Below are 18,335 nucleotides of genomic sequence, written 5' to 3' on the forward strand. Positions count from 1 at the left end.
GGTGACCTTAAAATAAATAAATTGATGATGGTATAGTTTTATTAAAATCTGGTGGGCCGTATAGGATTCGAACCTATGACACAGAGGTTAAAAGCCTCCTGCTCTACCACCTGAGCTAACGGCCCTAAAGAGGCTGAAATCATACCCGATTAGAGCAGAATTTCAAGTATTTTTAGTGATTATTTTTTTAAACAATCCTATTATATAGCTATATAGCTATTTTCGGGCAAGAAATTTTTATTCAGAACTGATCGGGAATATGCTAGAAAATATTTCGATTCAGTTGGTTAGGATGTTTTGACAATTGCCCCTAGTTTGCTTAATTTCCCATTAAAGAACTTTTTCTTCAACACTGGAATTTCCCGTAAAGCTTGTTAGATCATCCTCTGTGGCTAAAATTAGCCCGTTTTGCGCATGAATCTTATCTTTAAGAGTGGATAGGTCGTGTCGGGCACAAAGAATCAACAAAGTATCTGCTCCTAAAGCCCCACATCCTTTTATTGCTAGCACTTCAGGATAGGATTTTATAGATTGTATTAAAGCCAGGCTATGTTGGCTAACCAGATTTAAGGTAGAAAGCATTTGGTGATATTGATTAATGCTTTGAACTAAGCCATCACTATTTAGAGAGTCAAATGCGTCCTTTGCTTTGTCCACCAAAGCAGACAAATGGTTAATTTGAGAGGGTAAAGTGGCTTCTTTAAGATGATGATGAGTTGCTATTTTGGCGCCAGTGTGAATAATTAGAAAAGATAATTCTTTGAAAGGCCATCGGAAAGACTTAATCTGATTTTTTTGTCTATTAATATAGACACAACCTTGTTGTGATTGAGCAATGACATCATAACCGCTGGGTTTCAATCCTGAACCTGACCAAGATGATTCATAATAGGCTTCTATCATATGGTTTAACTGAGGAGTTACTTTCAGTAAAGAACAGGTTGCAAAATAACAAGCTAAGAATTGTGCGCTAGAAGCTCCTAATCCACCTTTACCTTGATATGGGTCATGCCATGATAGACCAAAACTATGAAATGGATTTTTTTGCCACCATAATCCGGCAGGCGATTCTGGGTGTATTCCTTCCAATTTTTCACGTTCAGTTACGGTGAGGGTAAAACAAGGCTTAGTAGTTAGAATTATTGCCGATGCACCTGTTAGAGCTGCATATTCTCCTAATAAAAATGTTTTAGCGGGAATATGCCATTTCATACTGCAATAGGTGTTTGTCTGATTTCTGCTAACAAGTCATATGCATTATTCAAGCTGACTCGTTTATTTAAATTAAGCCATTCTTGTAATTTTTCTTTAAGAACAGGCATTTCATTTTCATTGGCGCCCGTTACTAAGAGTAAATTATCAATATGTAACTTCATGTGTCCTTGAATAATGCCATCAGTGCACAGAGCTTTCAGCGCTCCAAGGTTTTGAACAAGTCCTACTGCAGCAATAACTTGAGACAGTTCATTGGCAGAGATGATGTCCATCATTCGTAAACACATTTTGGCGGCTGGATGCAAGGAAGTAACACCTCCAACAGTTCCTACAATAATGGGAGCTGTTAGCTCTCCTGTGAGGATTTCATTTTGATAACGCCAGCGAGTAATTGCTTTATACTGTCCTGAACGTGCTGCATAAGCGTGTATTCCAGCCTCTACCGCTCGCCAATCGTTACCAGTAGCGATTAAAACAGGATCGATTCCGTTCATAACTCCTTTATTATGAGTAGCAGCTCGGTAGGGGTCCATTTCAGCAAAGAGAGAAGCTTCTTGTAATTTTTGACCGAGTTCCGGATCAATATTGTGAATAATGACTTGAGATGTAGTTAGTTTTTGGTCGTTCAGATTGGACAAGATACACATGGTGACTTCTTCACCTGTTATTTGTTCTATAGGCTGTTTTAAATATTCGAGCACTTGGTTAATGATATTGGCACCCATAGCGTCGCAGCTATTCATTGTTAGATGAATTACGGCCATATCTTTTCCATCTTCTCTTGCTAAGTGACGTAATTGCAAATCAACGACACCACCGCCACGTTTGACCATATTGGCTGCTACATCTTCATTAGCTTTTTCTATAAGATATTGACGATTTTCATTGAAAGTATGTGAAAATTTTTTAAAATCTTTAACTTTGGCCAGTTGGATTTGTCCCAGAATACATTCTCCATGAATCCAGGTATTGATTTCTCCCTGTTGACGAATCCATTTTGCTGATTTGGATAAAGCAGCAATGATAGAGGTTTCTTCTACTGCCAAGGGTATAACATAGTCTCGCCCGTTGATATTGAAATTAGTAGCCACTCCTAAAGGAAGCTGAAAATATCCAATGACATTCTCAATTAGTTTGTCAGCTAGATTTAAGTCTTTGATACCTCCTTGTTTTAGAAAAGTAATATCTTCATGAGTCAAGGCACCCAAAGCAAGTAACCTTTGGAAACGCTCTTCACGTGACAATTTTGAGAATCCACGAAATAATTCGCCGGCATTAGAAGCTATGGGCATGCCTTCTCCTTTAAATCATCAAGAACCAGGCTGCCAGTACAGAACATAGCAGTTCTTAATTCGTATTCAATTGCATTCATTTTGTTGAGTACTTGCTCTGTTGAGTCCAATGCAGCTTCAAGCATCGGCTTGGCAAAGCCAGCTGTAGTGGCTCCTAACGCGAATAGTTTTGCTGCATCCAGGCCATTTCTTACTCCGCCCGATCCCCAGATTTCAAAAGAGGGATTGATACTGACCGCATTGCGGATACTTTGCAAAGTATCAATTCCCCAATTACGAAAAGTATCGGCTGTTTTTTGTCTGACTGGATCATTTGCTGCTCTATGCCCCTCAATACGTCCCCAATGAGTACCGCCAACTCCACTGACATCTACCGCTGCAACACCTATATTATTTAATCTGATCAGCGTATTTTTCGAAAAACCACAACCAGTTTCTTTTATTATTACTGGAGATGGTAGATTCTTGACTAGCTTCTCCAAGGCAGTCCAACACCCTTGAAAATCAGTTGTTCCTTCAGGTTGAATGCATTCTTGTAATGGATTGCAATGAATAATTAATGCGTCGGCATGCAGAGCATCTATTAAACGCTGAATTTCAGGTATTGGAGTATTAATTAATTGTGCTATTCCTAAGTTACTGAATAAACTAACTTTTGGAAAATCACGGCGAAGGGGTGACCATTCAAAGGCTGCTTTTTTATCTGTTAATTCCCTGCGTTGAGAACCAACACCCATGGCCCATTTTGATTCAGAACACGCCTCCATTAATCGATGATTAATTGCTAAGGCGTTAGCGTGGCCTGCCGTCATTGAGCTGATAATAAAAGGCTTTTCGACTGAGTTTTTAAAACGGTGGCTTTTTATGGAAATGTCTTTGAAATTGAGATTAGGCAACGCTTCATGAACTAACGAAAAATGATCAAAAGGATTTAATTCGATGCACTGATTAACTGGCATTAATGCCAGTTCAATGTGATCACGTTTACGTTGCTCAAATTGACTGTATTCGTTTTGCATGCCTGAATATATGTTTGGGAAAATAGTGGCAATTCTAACATAAAATCATTTAAGAGACTATTAGGTTCTTATTTGATTCTTATTCGATAAACATTCTTTCTTTTTGATTATTATTAAATAAAAATATCGGTTCTATGATAGATTAATTCACGTAGAACGGATTCTATCCAATTGGCTCTGAATTAAAAACTGCAATTTATCTTTATCAAAATTAGGGCAATACCTTGGATAAACTCTGTCTAATCCATGAGACCATTTTTCTAATTATCTCCTGTATGGAGCGCATTCCCACCAATAAGTTGCTGTTCTTTAATAATCTTTCGCCCAACTTCTGGCACTGTTAAAAATCCTTTTTAAGCCAAAGTAGTTAAAACCGATGTTTTTCCAGAGCCAGAGCCACCCGTTAAAATAAAAAAATTAGGTTTAATCGTAACCATATTAATCATGCTCACTCAGACAATCTATCCAACTCTTAAAAAGGTTATTCAATAAATCCTATTAATCTTACCGGTGCTTCTTTTCCGATAAAGATATACAGAGGAGCCACCAAAATAGTGTTTCCAACTAGCCAATAAACAGCATTGGCCACATTTTCCACCAGGGGTGTGGTTAACTCAACTAATTTATAGGGGAATGTCATAAGGCAATATCCATAACGGCCACGTCATGCTCTTTAAACTTATCCATCCCTACCTTATTCCATCCTAGCTTAGAATAGTAATTGGGTAATGTAGGATCAAAAGCAAATAGGTATAGGTGGTTAAAAGCGAGCTGTTTCGCTTTTTGCTTAATGGCATTGATAAGTTTGAGCGCAATGCCTTCTCTCTGATAATTAGGATGAACAACAAGAGAGCCTAGCCATGGTGCTAAATCAGGACGAATACCATCATTGTCTCGTAAACTACACATTCCTACTGGCCTACCATCACAAAATACCACAAACGTTAATGGTAGTTTATTTTCATTTAAGTGTTCTTGAAAACGCGCTATAACACGCTCAACAGGAATATCAGGAACCCATATACTGCCTAATACCTGATGCCAAATCGCTGCCAATTCTGGAATGGCGTTAGGATGATTTTTGAGCAAACCTATTTTTATCGGTCGGCCATCTAATCGTTTTTCCATGAGGAAATTCGTTAATGTGATTCCACCAGGACATGGTTTATTTTGTTCCTTGATAACATACATACCTAACCGCTCCGCAAGAGGTTTGGCAGTAATGCTAACTTCAGCAGTTATTTTTTTAATTCCCTTCTTTAAAGCAACAGATTTAAGCTTATTGAGTAACATCTTAGAAATATATCGCCCCTGATAATCTTTGTGAACAAACAACCTATCTAGATAACCTCCTATAGTCATGTCTGCAAATCCAACAACGATGCCATTTATCTCCGCAAGGTACGCTATATTATTTAATATACTTTGCCAACGCTCATCACTATGGTGTATTTGATGTGGTGTCCAAGCGAGTAATTGCTCAGAATTATAGTCTTTAGCATTGACGTGATGAACTGTTTCTTTGAACAAGGCAACAATAGCTTCTAAATCTTCAGCCTTAATTTCTCTAATACGTACATGAGCTTCTTTACTCATTTAAAAATCCTCTCTTCAAGGCGATAGCCGTTTGTGGATGGTTGTATTATTATAAATCAAATACTCCCAAACGTCGGATAACTCGTCCAAGCGGTAGCTATAAAACACAAACCGCTTAGGCTTAATGGTAGCGTCATACCCAATCCAGACATCATTACTAGTCACGGTATTTTTCTTACGATTCTCTAATTCAATTTATGGAAATGTTTTTTAGCTTGGTTTTGACACCAACCTATCGTCTTCTTTTTCAGTTGCAACAGGCACCTCTTGTTTAAGCTGATTAAGCCCATCTTTCATTTCTTTCATATTTCCTATGATTTGCTCCCGACTTTCAGGATTCAGCCCAGCTCTTAATGTGGCTAAACCAGATTGAAATAGGCCTTTCACCTGTCCGGCAGTGATAATAAGAAGAGCAGCTCCCCCAAGTGTCTTCATAAGTCCTGCGATGACATTTAACACAGGGTATTTGATACTAAGTTCATCTGCAACTTTAAGATAGGTTTTCACTTGGGTTTCGCTTGCACGGTTGAGTGCAATGGCTGGCGTAAGGGCTACTGCTCCCAAAAGGGCTCGTTTCCCACTGACCCCAAGATTTTTTTGCCGCTCTATTTCCTCTAAGATTTGTAAACCTATAGGGACTTTAGCATTGCCAAGCGTATTCAGCTTGGCATCTTCCAACTCCTTTTTGGTTTGTTGAATCCTTTGATCCAATAAATTTTCGACACGAGCATGCGGACAATTAATGTCTCTCCATTCAATCAACCAAGCCTTCTCCTTATCGTTTCTAAGCTTTTCATAGTTAGCATTTACATAAGAATCAACAGCATTCCAAATGACTTTCAAATGGAAATTCATACCACGGCCCTTTACCATAGTAGGAGCTGCATGTAGCGTGCGCTCGAACTCTTCTCTTGATAGCGGTTTGGGGGTTTCGAAGGATCTCATTAGATTGTAATAAGCCGAGGAAACGCCGCCGCGATCAATGGCATCCTTACAGGAGAAATTGATGCTCTCAGGCTTTATCCTCCCGATAATATAATTTGTTAATTCAGATTTAATGAAATGAAACCAAACAGCTTGCCGTTCTGCACTAGTTAACGTCTTTTTTTGATCAAGGCCCAATGCTTTAAATCCGTTATTTAATAACTCTCGTAATTTGGCTTTTTCCACTGCAGGCGTATAATTGCCTGAGTCATCCTGAAATAGAAACTTTCGAACGCTAAAACTAATATAAAAATCTTTGACTTTGTTTTTAGCCGAACGATCTTGACCCACAATGTTAAGAAATTCCTCAAAGACTTCCTGGCTATCATGGCTGTCATTGATCTTCTGGTAATCATTTTTATCCATTAAACCTTTATCAGCTGGTAGAGTAATGACAGCGACATTTTTATGATTTTCTTCTAAACCATGCAGAGCAAGAGTTAGGTCACGTTCTTTTTTTCCCACGAAATCATCTCTGTCATAGCCAAGAACATTAAAGTAAATATGTGATATTTTTTCTTTATCTGTTGCTCGTTTTTCTTTGACTTTAAGAAATCGTTCATATAATGGACTGGGGCGAGGAACACCTTGATCACGTTGTCCTTGAGTTCCATAGCGATATTCTCTAGGGTATATGTGCTCTTTATCGTCCTTGGTATATTCAAAAGTACGTACTGTAGCTATGCTTGTATCGTGTTGTGGTTTGAAACTATTAGACAGTGTTGCAACGGCAGTACCAAATAGACTACCAGCTTCGGCGGGGGATTGAGCATCTTTATTTATTTTACTCCCTTCGTCCTTTACCCACTCTGTAATCCCATATTCTATTCCCTGGCTTGCGGGGGTATGTTCCAGAGGAATATGTCGGATGGCTTCAAAGGTTTTTTCAAGATTTAAATTGTCATTATCATAAATGGAAAAAATAAAATCATCTAAGGCGTTTATTTTTTTGCGGATTTCATCAGGGTTAAGCAGCCTCTTATATGCACGTTTGAGCATCGAGCCCCATATTCTTCAAATTTCTTTTCATATTCTTGATCATCGAATTGCTTCCATCTTACTTGACTGAGGCTATCTTCCTTAAGTTCAGTTTCTAATTCATTTCTGCGTTTATCATAAATTTCTTTTATATTACCCTCTACTCCAGTAAAAAATTTTTTATAAACATTGGCATAGGGAAAATTCTCATCGTACTTAGAATGGCTTTGCACAGTCTTAAGGCTTTCTGCTAAGCTTTTTGAAAACACTTCCATAATATAGGGGGTCAGGGACAGTTTTTTTAAGTATCGGTAACAATTTTGATTGTGTAGACTATCGCTAGTCATTTTTATTACATCAACGTTATGGGTAGACATTGGAGTATTCTGCGATTTTGTCTAATAATTTAATTATTGTACTAATTAAATTATTATAAGTTCCGTTGAGTTTTTTAAGAAATGGTGCCATCCCAATTGGCACAAAATTAAATATGTATTTGTATTTTACCTCATGTATAAGTGCCTCAATAATCATCATACCATACAAATGATAACACATCGCTGGTAATTACTCTTATTCCTAGTAGGTTATATATTAAAGGTATATATTTTTACACCAGAATTTCTCTAAGATAGTGCCATAACCCATACTCTTCTTCATAACTAACTTTATAAAGAATAAACAATAATTTTTATCATACATAGGAATTATACATTGGCAGCCTGGTATTTCTGGGTCATTTAATCCCGATTACACATTCAGAGAACGCAAGCTTAAAAGATTAATAAAGCGCTGGCTTAATAGTGTTGCAATGTTATAACAAATCAATAATGCGTCCAAATCTTTTGAGTAGATACGAATCCTGAAATCTTCCCCTTCGATTTTTAATAACCTACAATCTACCTGAGCACGGATTGATGCGGCGCGTTTTAGTTGACCAAATACACATAATTCCCCAAACAATGCCCCGCTTTTAAATACTCCAATCACTTGTTCCCCTTGAGGGTCCGAGCCAGTCGAATTTTGCTCTAGTATAATTTGTAACTCACCTTGTTCGACAATATACATCGAATCACCAATTTCATTTTGATGAAAAAGAAATTCACCTTGTGGAAGTTCCACTTCCTCGCAATTTTCCAAAAATTCATCAATGTACTTTTCATCTATTCCCTTAAATAACACGCAGTTATGTAGGTCAGTTTTGCTCATTTCATTATCCTTAACCTCTAAAAACCCAATATCACTTCTTTGATTGGGCTCATAATTGATAATAAGTACCTATTGCAATAGTTTTATTGTAAGGTAATCGGTAAAACTGTATATCTGGCACAGCATTACGGATCATGAGAGAAAAAAGGTGCTTTTGCCATAGATACATATGCTTTAGTCTTTCTCTAATCATTTCAACAAAAACAATCTCAATAAAATAGATTAATTTACTCTTAGTTATCTCAAAAGGTAAGCATACTCTTTTGAACATTTCATCTAAGTCATGAGGTAAATTAATATTTTCAGTAAACCCATAATGAATACAGATTAAATAAAATCCTTCAGCTTTCCTTATAAGCTCAAATTTATTTTCAATAGGGATATAAGGTTTATTTTCAATTTTAATACTTACAAAAACCATATTCTCAAAAAAAATACGGTTTAGGCGAAGATGATGCAGGAGACTTTCACCCTCGCAATCATACGGGTCGATAATATATAACCCCATTCCGGGTTGTCTTGAAATTTTATTTTGATTTAATTCATCAATGATAAAAGCATCCATCAAAGCATCTCTATGATGTAATTCACGTAGTTTCTCAAAACCACAATGCCAGGTATACATCACTATAAATCCAAGAAATGCAACTAAAATAGGGATCCAGCCCCCAGTTAACAACTTGGTATATTTCCTGCAAAAAATGCAAGTTCGATAACCAATATCAGAGGGAAAATCATTACCTTGAGCACATGCCAACTCCAACAATAAAAAGCAATGATCCCAACTAAAACAGTTGTGATAAGCATATCTAAATTAACAGCGATGCCGTATGCATCTGCAAGATTTGATGATGATTTGAAAATTACAACCAGCGAACAGGTACCTAAAGCTAAAATAAAATTGATAAGTGGCAAATATACTTCGCCTTTCTCAAATTTGGACGTATAAATAATCTTAAGACGTGGAATCAGATTAAGCAGTGATGCCTGCTTTAAAATCGAAAATGCTGCCGAAATAATTGCCTGTGAGGCAATAATGGTTGCAATGGTAGCCAAAATAATCATCATAGGAAGAAACCAATCCGGTGATAAACTGAAAAATGGATATTTGATACCCTCTGTGTGCATTAACACAAGCGCTCCCTGACCAAAATAACATAAAAGTAACGCAGGAAGCGCTACAGCAAACCACCCTATTCGAATAGCTTTTTTTCCAAAATGCCCTAAATCAGCAAATAATGCTTCCCCCCCAGTCATTACTAAAAATATTCCACCCAATATAAAAAGAGCAAAGTATTTATGTATCATAAAGAAATAAATCGCATAATAAGGATTTATTGCCATAAGCACTTTGGGATTCTGTATAATCTGTAAAAAGCCCAAAATTCCTATTGTAATAAACCAAATAAGCATAATAGGAGCAAAATAAACACCAATTTTTCCAGTACCTATGCCTTGCATCTTAAATAGGAAAAACAAAATAATTAATGTAACTGGTACAATATATTTGATCAAATTTGGAGACAATGATTCCAGGCCTTCTACAGCACTTAATATGGATATCGCCGGAGTTAATATTCCATCACCAATAATAAGCCCTATTCCAATAAGAGTAATAAATAAAAGCCAACCCCCTGGCTTTTTTATTTTCTGTCTTATCACCCCTGCTAAAGCTATAATGCCACCTTCGCCATCATTATCAGCACGAAAAACGATTACCAGATATTTAAAACTGACTATGATGATCAGTGACCAAAAAATAAGTGACAGAATGCCATAAATATTATCATCATTGATTGGAAAATACTTTATTACTTGGCCAAATGCATAAAGAGGACTTGTTCCTATATCACCAAAAACAACCCCAAGAGCCGCAAATGATAAGCTGAGCTCATTCTTCTTCTCTATTGAGGACTCATTCAGCATCTGGGGTTACTCCAAAAAAATGGTAGATCCTTTATTAATTACTATTTTGAGTATAGTACTTTCTAATATTAAAAAAACATTGTCTCAAAGTACCTTATACCTAGTGAGTGAGTTATTTATTTTTTTCTATCGCTAGCCATAAAATGTTTTCCTCATTGCATAGGCCATAGCGTAGTGAGATTTTAATCGTTTGATTTAGATGCCATGACGTCATTATGTGAAGTAAGAACAAAAGATTTTATCAATCTCAGCTCACAACTTGGAGAACAGATGACACAGGGTAATCGTCCTAATAAGCGTTTCAGAGTTGACTGCATGTCGATGAAAAGGCCCGGCGGCATAAAGCCTGTCTCTTGATCACATCTCTGCCTACACCCCGCTGCTTGTCAGCGGGACGCCGGAGAGCAGAGCTGGGCTGGGTTTCCAGAGATGTGTAGAAAATTCAGAGCGTAAGCCGCCGCATGCTCATCTCAGCATGAGTCCAAACTCCATAAAAGCAAGTCCAGGTATAACCAGTGTGCTACTGTTCTCAGCCACCACATACAAGCAACTGGTGATGCGCCGGTTCTTCCACAGAACCCCTTATAACCGCAGCACATGATATTTAATTAAAAATTTCAGGGTAATAAATCACACTGAGCAAGCCAACTCTTGAATGAAGATCATAATTATCTTGGTGGTTATTAAAGAGTCGGATTTCAGGACCAGGTCCAGGCACGCCAAAAGTGCTTCCCCTTACGCCCGGAATATTATTCACATCGACGTATTGAAATTCTAAACGTAGACTGATTTGCTTTAAGAGTTTTTGATTTATTCCTATCCCTAAAATATATTCAGAAATCCAGGGCGAATTGCTAAATCGTTTTGGAAAAACGACGGGAATATCAGTGACATAGGAATTTTTATACAACTCATAACCATAGCCAATTCGTCCGTAGGCAAGAGTTTTTGGTGTAACCAGTATCCCAGGCAGCAAGGCAACTTGCATTCCATATTCTTGTGATAGGGATGCTTGGCTGAAATTGCTATATGTATAAAAAGGTTCTGAGGGAGTAAAATTTTTCCCGGAACTATACCAGTTAAAATTCCCTTCAATTGCAGCAAAAATAAGACCAAATGGATTAAAGCCATATCCCCCTAGTAGAGAAAAGCTTTTTATATTTTGCTCATGAAAATCAGTATTACTGTATGTGGGTCCTTGTGTACCAATTGGGATAATATTTTGTTGTGTATAATGATCTTTAAATGATTGGTCCCAATATCCGCCTGCGATTCCTACATAAAATGGATCAAATTCATTCGATGATTTTGAGAATACAGAAGAGGTGAAGACAAGAAAAAAAAAAGGTAAGAAGAAAAATTTTTTCATCCAGAAAACTCCATGTTTTAATTATATTTCAAAGTAAATAGGAAAATCTCGACAATAATATATTGAAATAGATTCCCTTAAAATACTTTAATACAACCAGGCTTCTGAGTAAATGTACTCTCATGATAGAGGCTAATTTTTCTAAATAAAGCAGCGAGCTTTTAAAGATATAAAATGAATAAGTTGCTTATGTCTTTGGCAGAATTATTGGACTATTGATAACTGATTTAATATAAGGTAATGTACAACTAACCTATGATATTGACATCGTTCTGGATTTAGGAAAAGCTGATATTATAATTCATCTATATCAATATAAACGAACTTGAGGAACTTCAGACCATCGAGTGGTATAAGCTGGTGATTTAAGCTCTGCGCGCATTTCCCAGGGTTTGGAATATCCTTCAGCTGCTAGTCGAATCGTGCTTCTTCCATACTTTTGATTGATTTGGTCAAAAACACTCATCAATTGTTCCGTATGATGTAATTGCTCATCACTTGGCTGATGAAATAGATCCAGCTGTCGAGGGTTTTTAGGAATTAAGTCCTCAAGACATACCCCTGCTTTTTTATAGAAATACCCTGGCTTAAAAATGCGTTGCAGACATCGTTTGGCGACTTTGGTAATTAATCGCAAATCATCTGTTGGGCTAATCAATCGACACTCTATGGATTGAAAGTGCTGGGCCAAATCCTCCCGAAACCTATTAGTATGTACAAAAACCAGCACGCGCTGTGCTATCAATTGCTGGTTGCGCATTTCCTCAACAGCTCTAGCACAATGACTACTCACTGATTCAGCAATAGAAGCATATCGAGTTTGCATCTGCCCAAAACTTTTTGACGACATGATGCTTTGCTTCGGCTCAGCGTCCTCTAACCCTCCACAGGCGACTCCTTGAAGCTCCATTGCAGTACGCATCAGCACAACATTAAAACTCTTCTTCAAAAGATGCGTATTGGTCATTGCCAAATCATAAGCAGTATGAATACCTCGTGCGATTAATTTATTTTTCCATTGTCGTCCTACTCCCCATACGTCTCCTACTGAAATTTGTTGCAATAATTGCTTACGATTCGCCGTGATATTAAATACCGGGACCTTAAAAACCTTTTTACATAAATGATTAGCCACTTTAGCTAATGTTTTAGTAGGTCCAATGCCTATGGAGGTAGGTATCCCTATATGTTTTAAAATTTTCTTCTGCAATTGTTCGCAAAACGAATCATGGCAGGAAATCGGTAAACTACTTAAATCAAGAAATGCTTCATCAATAGAGTAAATTTCCATGTGTGGCCAACTTTCCTCAATGGTACACATCACTCGATGACTAATGTTTCCATAGAGGGTGTAATTAGAGGAAAAGGCTTTGACGCCGTGCTGTGTACACAAATCTTTAATTTTAAAATAAGGCTCGCCCATCGCAATACCCAATGCTTTGGCCTCATTTGAGCGCGCAATGCAACATCCATCATTATTGGATAACACCACAATAGGAACATTCTTCAAGTCAGGACGAAATAAGCGTTCACAACTCGCATAAAAATTATTGCAATCTACAAGAGCAAACATGTTAGGAAGGCTCATGAAGTACTAAAGTAACGACACCCCAAATGACCATCTCACACTCTTGCGTAATGTCAATCGGTTTAAATTGGGGATTGGCCGGAAGTAATTGCACCCTACCTCCCTTTTTTGAAAGACGCTTTACTGTGAGTTCTCCATTGACTGCCGCAATTACAATACTCCCATCAGAAGGCTCTATGCTTCTATCAACTAATAACCAATCTCCTGAAAAAATACCAGCATCCACCATGGAGTCCCCCGTAGCTTGCAAAATAAACGTGGAGGAAGGATGTTTAATAAATTGGGTATTTAAATCGAGATATCCTTCAATGTAATCATCGGCAGGTGATGGGAATCCTGCTTGAATTTTACTTGCGAATACCGGCAATTGGTAAGCTTCGCGATTCTTTAAGCGCTCTAATTCAGCAAGTTGGGATAATGGTATACGAACTGCTTTGGTAGGCTCACCCCTAGGACGCCCTGCCCCTGCTCTCTTTCCACCTCGTGGAGACATAATTGCCCATTTTTGATTTATGTTACAGATATCATAGGCGGAGAAAAATAAGTTGTAAATCCCATCTTGCCATCAATCAACCCTAAGTATTGGAGATATTAAAGAAAATTTTTAAAATTATTTATTCAGGGGAAATGGCTCCATAGAAATTAGAAATAGAAATGGCATTACCATGTTTTTTCACCTCATCAGAGATCTCATTAGCTTCTTCAGAGCAAGATTGATTTCTAGTAATAACTTTAAGCGAAAGATTTAGCCTGCCAACCCTATGAATAGGGTCAACACTATGGGATAATTGTTGGCCAACTTCAATAATATTAGTCTTCTTATATGAAAATAAAAGCAATCTCTTTAATGTTCTCTATTTTTTTTCCTGTCGCTTTATTCGCTAGTACTGCAACTTGTCCGTTATCAAACGGAATCAATGTACTTACCACAAAGCGAATTTTAACTATTTGTAAACACGGTACTGTAATTAGGACCTTTAAAGTAGCTATCGGAAATAAAGGTGTCGGTAAAAAACAAGCGGGTGATAATAAAACTCCAATTGGTTTATATCAGTTAGCTCACCCAAGAAAATCCAATCAATTTAAAGTCTTTATCCCAATTCTCTACCCGACTGCACAGCAATTAGTTGCAGGATATACAGGTAGAGATGTGGGGATTCATGGGCCAACCCAATCATCCAGTTGGTTTAGTTGGTTAAACAACTTACCAAGCTCAACACGTGGATGCATTGCTGTTGGCAAAAATAACCATATCGAGTATGTGGCTAATTGGGTAAAAGCCAATCCTGGGGCTAAGATTTTAATTATTTAAATTTAGATGAGATTTGATATCATATTTCTTCTTACAAAAAACCTGCTTAAATAAAAAACAGTTTCCACACTTGAATATTAGAAGAGAGTTGATTATATTCACCTGGAAACTGTTATATCTTTTGTATCTGTTTTTTCAGCATTTTCATTACGTAACCTCTCCATCTCTTTTTTCATTTGTGCTGTAATGTCTGATGTATCAACTTTTGGGTTCATGATAGAAGGATGAGCAGGAGAAGTTTGTGAATTACCGTCAACCTCTTCTTGGGCCAGACCCTCTTCTTCAATTGGTACTGTTTCATCCAGATTTACTCTTTCGGTTTCAACTTCCAGCGTTATGGGTTGCTCGTTTCGTGGGGGAGATAGTATTCCAATCACCAACTCCTCTGGCTGTTCATTATACTCAACAGTAACACGTTCTCCATCATCCCATTCATTTCTAGAAAGCCTAGCTTGCTCCTCTCGTTGATGAGCCTCTGCTAATTCACGTTCGCGGGCCATTTCTAAATCAACTTCCTGTTTTTCTCTTAAGCCGCTAACTTGACATTCTCTTTTTTGCACAACTTTCGCTGTGGGAATAACCACTGACTGCACACTTTTATCGAAGGCGGAACCGCAGACTTCTTCAAGGCCTGAATCTAGTCCATGTAATTGATCGGATTGAGCTTTCATATCCTTCTCTACTTCCAGATATTCAGGAGGAGTAAACGTTAGAATAGCATCAGCAGAGACATTTTTTTCAACAATAGTGGGCACATCAAAATGAACGTCAACAAACTCCAATGGATCTTTTTCAGCTGCTTGAATGTGATGATTTTCAAATATTTTTACTAAATTCTTTACCCCATTTATTAATTTATTAAGAACAGACACTTCTTCTTTTATTTTTTGAACTTCTCCATCATTCTTCCTGGCCCTCTCACGAATTTCAGCATGCTGCTCTTCCAACCCTTTCATATCATTCTTATATTTTTCTCTTTCTTTAATTAACTGTTTTTGCAGAGGCAAAACCTTCCTATCAAGTTCTCTTAATATTTTAAAATCTGCATTCAAAATGATACCTTTTGCCCGTTCATTATCGGGACCATCAACGTATATCTCTCTCGAACGAGAAGATTTGGCCTTGTAATTATCAAGTATCTTTCCAACAGCTTTGCGACCATTCAAAAAATTAACCGCATCTTGCGTCATTTTATCAATTTCTTTAGCTGAAACGACCATATGCTGACTTTCAAGCGCTTTTATAATCGCTGGTCTTATGTCCTCTGCTTTAATAGGCGCTTTATCATAAGCCAAAAGTTCAGAGGGCAGTTCATAATCAGGCTTCCCGAGCTTGCTTTTCATAAAACCATTAAGTATCACAAAGAAATTTTTTTCATTTCGATCTTCAGATGATGGATTCGTTGTGGCATTCAGTAACCTTTGCGTTACTAAATTTCTCATATTTCTTTTCAAGGCCTCTTTGTTTTCTTCTTCATCTTCTTCAGAATTGACCGAAATGGATAACCTTTGCATGACAGTTGAAACAAACTCATTAATATTGGGTATTCTTCTTTCAGCAATTTCTTCATCACTATTCACAGCAAGAGCCAATCGCTTTACACGAAAAGTCATTTTTTCAAGAAAAATCTCGGGCGTTAAGTCCTTCTCTTTTCTAGCTAAAATGATTTCGCGCTGAATGCCTTCAATAAAAGGTTTCCATTTCTTTGCTTCTCTTTCAGGTTCATTCGAAAAAACAAAATCATCATATATGTCTAGATCATAGAAGTGATAGCGCAAAAATTTATCCAAATTCATACCATCTATTTCAACATCTTCATTGGTCTCAGGCTCTCTTGCTGCTTCGTATAAGGAATCAATTAAAGTACCTTTGCCACTTGGAGTAATGTATTCCTCATATCTGGCTTCAACTGCTTCAAAGGCTTGCTCGATGTATTCATCGAGTATTTCACTTATTTGTACAGTGGTAAGCCTTTTGACCGAGTGTTGTTTGTAAAGCTGTTGCATCAGATAAATACAAGCTTCACCCAAGTTATCATGCAAGACCCCATCCACTCTGAGGCCTCTTTCTTCTTCATAGACTCCTGTCGCAGCGCACATGGAACGCAACTGATCATCCAGCATCTCCTGGTGCTTTTTCCTTTGATTGATTTCGTCTTTAGCTGATTCAGGAAATTGAGTAGCCATCTTTTCTTTTGCTTCTTTAACAAGCTGGGCAATTCTCATTTCCAAATCTTTTAATTTTCCTTTTACGGCAATAGGTTGACCGTCCGCATCTTTGTCCGGCCCATACTCTATTTCACCCTCATATTCTTGGCGTAGCGTCGCTTTAGCAGCTTTAACATCAGCAATTTTTTTACGAATCTCTTTTCTCTCAGCCATTACTTTTTTGTCAGCATCAATAATTTCCTTAGCAATTACTGATAACTTAGGGTGGCTATTAGCCAAAATTCGTCCATTTAATTTGGATGAAATAAAAATATTCGCCGAAGTTAATTCTGGCTCATTCTTAGCTTGAGATGTAGTGGCACTTTGTTGTTCAACAGGTTGTTTAATGATTTTTGTCGGCACTTGTACCGAAATTGTAACACCTGCTCTTTGGTGATTTATGCCCTTTTCATCCGTAATTGTTTCATTTGTTGACTTAATTCCGACCTCAACTTCTTGTTTATCAATACCATCAAACCCCCAGGTTGATAAATCAAATACAGGATTTTCTTTTGAGAAATTTTTAGTATTCGAATACTGAATTGTCAGTGAAGGCTCTAATTGTTTTTTAGTGTATATACCATCGAGAGAGGTTGCTAGCTCTTCAACAGTGCTTCCTTTAACTGGATATCGATAGGCGGCAAAATTTAATTTATTTAACAGGGTCCCTTCGAGAGAATTAACTTTGAATCCCACAATAGGTAGTAAGCCGTCCGCACCATTGGAACGAATATCATATAAGCTCCAACCCTCTACAGCTGAATTTTTAAAGGCATTTGCTTCAGCTTGATTCACTACAATGACCTGAGGATTTCCTGATTCCCTAGCCAAAAAATACCGTATAGGCGGAATTAAACTAGCCCCCTCACCCTTATAACTAGGGCTACACCGAATAGGATCTTCTTCTTTAAACAAATGAGTCATGTGTGGCGTTTTACTAGCCAGGGGAAGAGCTTGCATTGTTTCACTCGTCAAGAGAAAATCCACAGAGGCTGGTTCTACTGTGATATTTGGTTTTTTAATTCTGACTTCAACAACCACTTCCTCATTTTTAACATCAGAAAATGCATGTGTTTGAGTTTGACTCTGGCTTTGACTTTGGCTTTCTGATTGACTATGTGATTGATTTTCTGTCTCCGATTGCTCTTCCGATAATGAGTTACTTTCTCTTGGAATTGTGAATTCAGAAGGAATTTGCGCTGCTCGTCTTTCTATAATTACTTTTTCCATATCAAAATAAGGTTCTTTAGCCTTTTCTGATATGGAGTCCAGATCCAACCGCGCCCTGGCTTTATTTACAGATGTGAAAACATCTGTCATCCTTGTTTTAAATCGTGTGTGCAAGTCCTGTATAAATTCTTCTTTTTTAATCTTTCCATAAACTCCACCATATTTTGCTTGCAAGTCTGATAAACTGCCGGAAATAAATTTTGATATTTCATTTAATTCACTGATACAATCTTTAAAGATTGTAATGTGCTCTGGAGCTATGTCATCGCGTGACATCAAATTCGTTATTTCTGCTTGTTGTTGAAGAATAGCATTTTTCACTATAGCATCTAATTCGGTTGTTAATATCGAAACTTTATTTAAATCACTCTTTAATTCCTTTTGTCTTAACCAAAAAGCAATGTCATTCC

The 18,335-nt window shown here is 37.3% G+C and carries 13 protein-coding genes, 1 tRNA gene and 3 pseudogenes; 1 reads left to right on the forward strand and 16 read right to left on the reverse strand.

Annotation, left to right across the window (positions count from 1 at the left end; all coding sequences use genetic code 11):
- Nucleotides 1-49: 49 nt before the first annotated feature.
- The 15 genes and pseudogenes from OK13_RS10975 to OK13_RS14715 form a co-directional block, all read right to left on the reverse strand.
- Nucleotides 50-125 (reverse strand) — tRNA-Lys (locus OK13_RS10975).
- 205 nt (nt 126-330) lie between these two features.
- Nucleotides 331-1,212, reverse strand: coding sequence for a mevalonate kinase family protein (locus OK13_RS10980; protein WP_035890809.1), 882 nt, complete (start codon nt 1,210-1,212; stop codon nt 331-333).
- Nucleotides 1,209-2,507, reverse strand: a complete 1,299-nt coding sequence (locus OK13_RS10985; RefSeq protein ID WP_035890810.1) for a hydroxymethylglutaryl-CoA reductase, degradative — start codon at nt 2,505-2,507, stop codon at nt 1,209-1,211. The genes OK13_RS10980 and OK13_RS10985 overlap by 4 nt, the downstream gene beginning before the upstream one ends.
- Nucleotides 2,498-3,526, reverse strand: a complete 1,029-nt coding sequence (gene fni / locus OK13_RS10990; protein ID WP_035890811.1) for a type 2 isopentenyl-diphosphate Delta-isomerase — start codon at nt 3,524-3,526, stop codon at nt 2,498-2,500. The genes OK13_RS10985 and fni overlap by 10 nt, the downstream gene beginning before the upstream one ends.
- 481 nt (nt 3,527-4,007) lie before the next feature.
- Nucleotides 4,008-4,166, reverse strand: coding sequence for a hypothetical protein (locus OK13_RS14585; protein ID WP_160264749.1), 159 nt, complete (start codon nt 4,164-4,166; stop codon nt 4,008-4,010).
- Nucleotides 4,163-4,654 (reverse strand): GNAT family N-acetyltransferase, encoded by a 492-nt coding sequence (locus tag OK13_RS15470; RefSeq protein ID WP_052117667.1) that lies wholly within the window; start codon nt 4,652-4,654, stop codon nt 4,163-4,165. Before OK13_RS15470 ends, OK13_RS14585 begins: the two co-directional genes overlap by 4 nt.
- A gap of 21 nt (nt 4,655-4,675) precedes the next feature.
- Nucleotides 4,676-5,122, reverse strand: a pseudogene (locus tag OK13_RS15475) (GNAT family N-acetyltransferase); the annotation flags it as partial.
- A gap of 210 nt (nt 5,123-5,332) precedes the next feature.
- Complete coding sequence (locus OK13_RS11000; RefSeq protein ID WP_052117666.1) at nt 5,333-7,105, reverse strand: hypothetical protein; 1,773 nt, start codon at nt 7,103-7,105, stop codon at nt 5,333-5,335.
- Nucleotides 7,048-7,461, reverse strand: a complete 414-nt coding sequence (locus OK13_RS11005) for a hypothetical protein (RefSeq protein WP_152571685.1) — start codon at nt 7,459-7,461, stop codon at nt 7,048-7,050. The genes OK13_RS11000 and OK13_RS11005 overlap by 58 nt, the downstream gene beginning before the upstream one ends.
- A gap of 373 nt (nt 7,462-7,834) precedes the next feature.
- Nucleotides 7,835-8,293: a cyclic nucleotide-binding domain-containing protein gene (locus OK13_RS11015; protein ID WP_035890814.1), complete on the reverse strand. Its 459-nt coding sequence runs from the start codon at nt 8,291-8,293 to the stop codon at nt 7,835-7,837.
- Nucleotides 8,294-8,342: 49 nt separating this feature from the next.
- Nucleotides 8,343-10,219, reverse strand: a pseudogene (locus OK13_RS11020) (potassium transporter Kup).
- 604 nt (nt 10,220-10,823) lie between these two features.
- Nucleotides 10,824-11,588: an outer membrane protein gene (locus OK13_RS11025; protein WP_035890815.1), complete on the reverse strand. Its 765-nt coding sequence runs from the start codon at nt 11,586-11,588 to the stop codon at nt 10,824-10,826.
- Between the two features lie 310 nt (nt 11,589-11,898).
- Nucleotides 11,899-13,176 (reverse strand): Y-family DNA polymerase, encoded by a 1,278-nt coding sequence (locus OK13_RS11030; protein ID WP_035890816.1) that lies wholly within the window; start codon nt 13,174-13,176, stop codon nt 11,899-11,901.
- Nucleotides 13,163-13,669, reverse strand: a complete 507-nt coding sequence (locus tag OK13_RS11035) for a LexA family protein (RefSeq protein WP_035890817.1) — start codon at nt 13,667-13,669, stop codon at nt 13,163-13,165. The genes OK13_RS11030 and OK13_RS11035 overlap by 14 nt, the downstream gene beginning before the upstream one ends.
- Nucleotides 13,670-13,790: 121 nt before the next feature.
- Entirely contained in the window at nt 13,791-14,015 is a 225-nt protein-coding gene (locus tag OK13_RS14715) for a hypothetical protein (protein WP_035890818.1), read from the reverse strand.
- On the opposite strand from OK13_RS14715, the gene OK13_RS11045 reads away from it, so the two are divergent.
- On the forward strand, nt 14,000-14,488 hold the full coding sequence (locus OK13_RS11045; RefSeq protein WP_035890820.1) for a L,D-transpeptidase family protein: 489 nt from the start codon (nt 14,000-14,002) through the stop codon (nt 14,486-14,488). The two genes, OK13_RS14715 and OK13_RS11045, sit on opposite strands and share 16 nt — an antisense overlap.
- A gap of 98 nt (nt 14,489-14,586) precedes the next feature.
- On the opposite strand, the pseudogene OK13_RS14590 reads toward OK13_RS11045, so the two are convergent.
- Nucleotides 14,587-18,335: pseudogene (locus tag OK13_RS14590) on the reverse strand (hypothetical protein); the annotation flags it as partial.

Source organism: Legionella norrlandica, assembly GCF_000770585.1.
Lineage (GTDB): Bacteria > Pseudomonadota > Gammaproteobacteria > Legionellales > Legionellaceae > Legionella > Legionella norrlandica.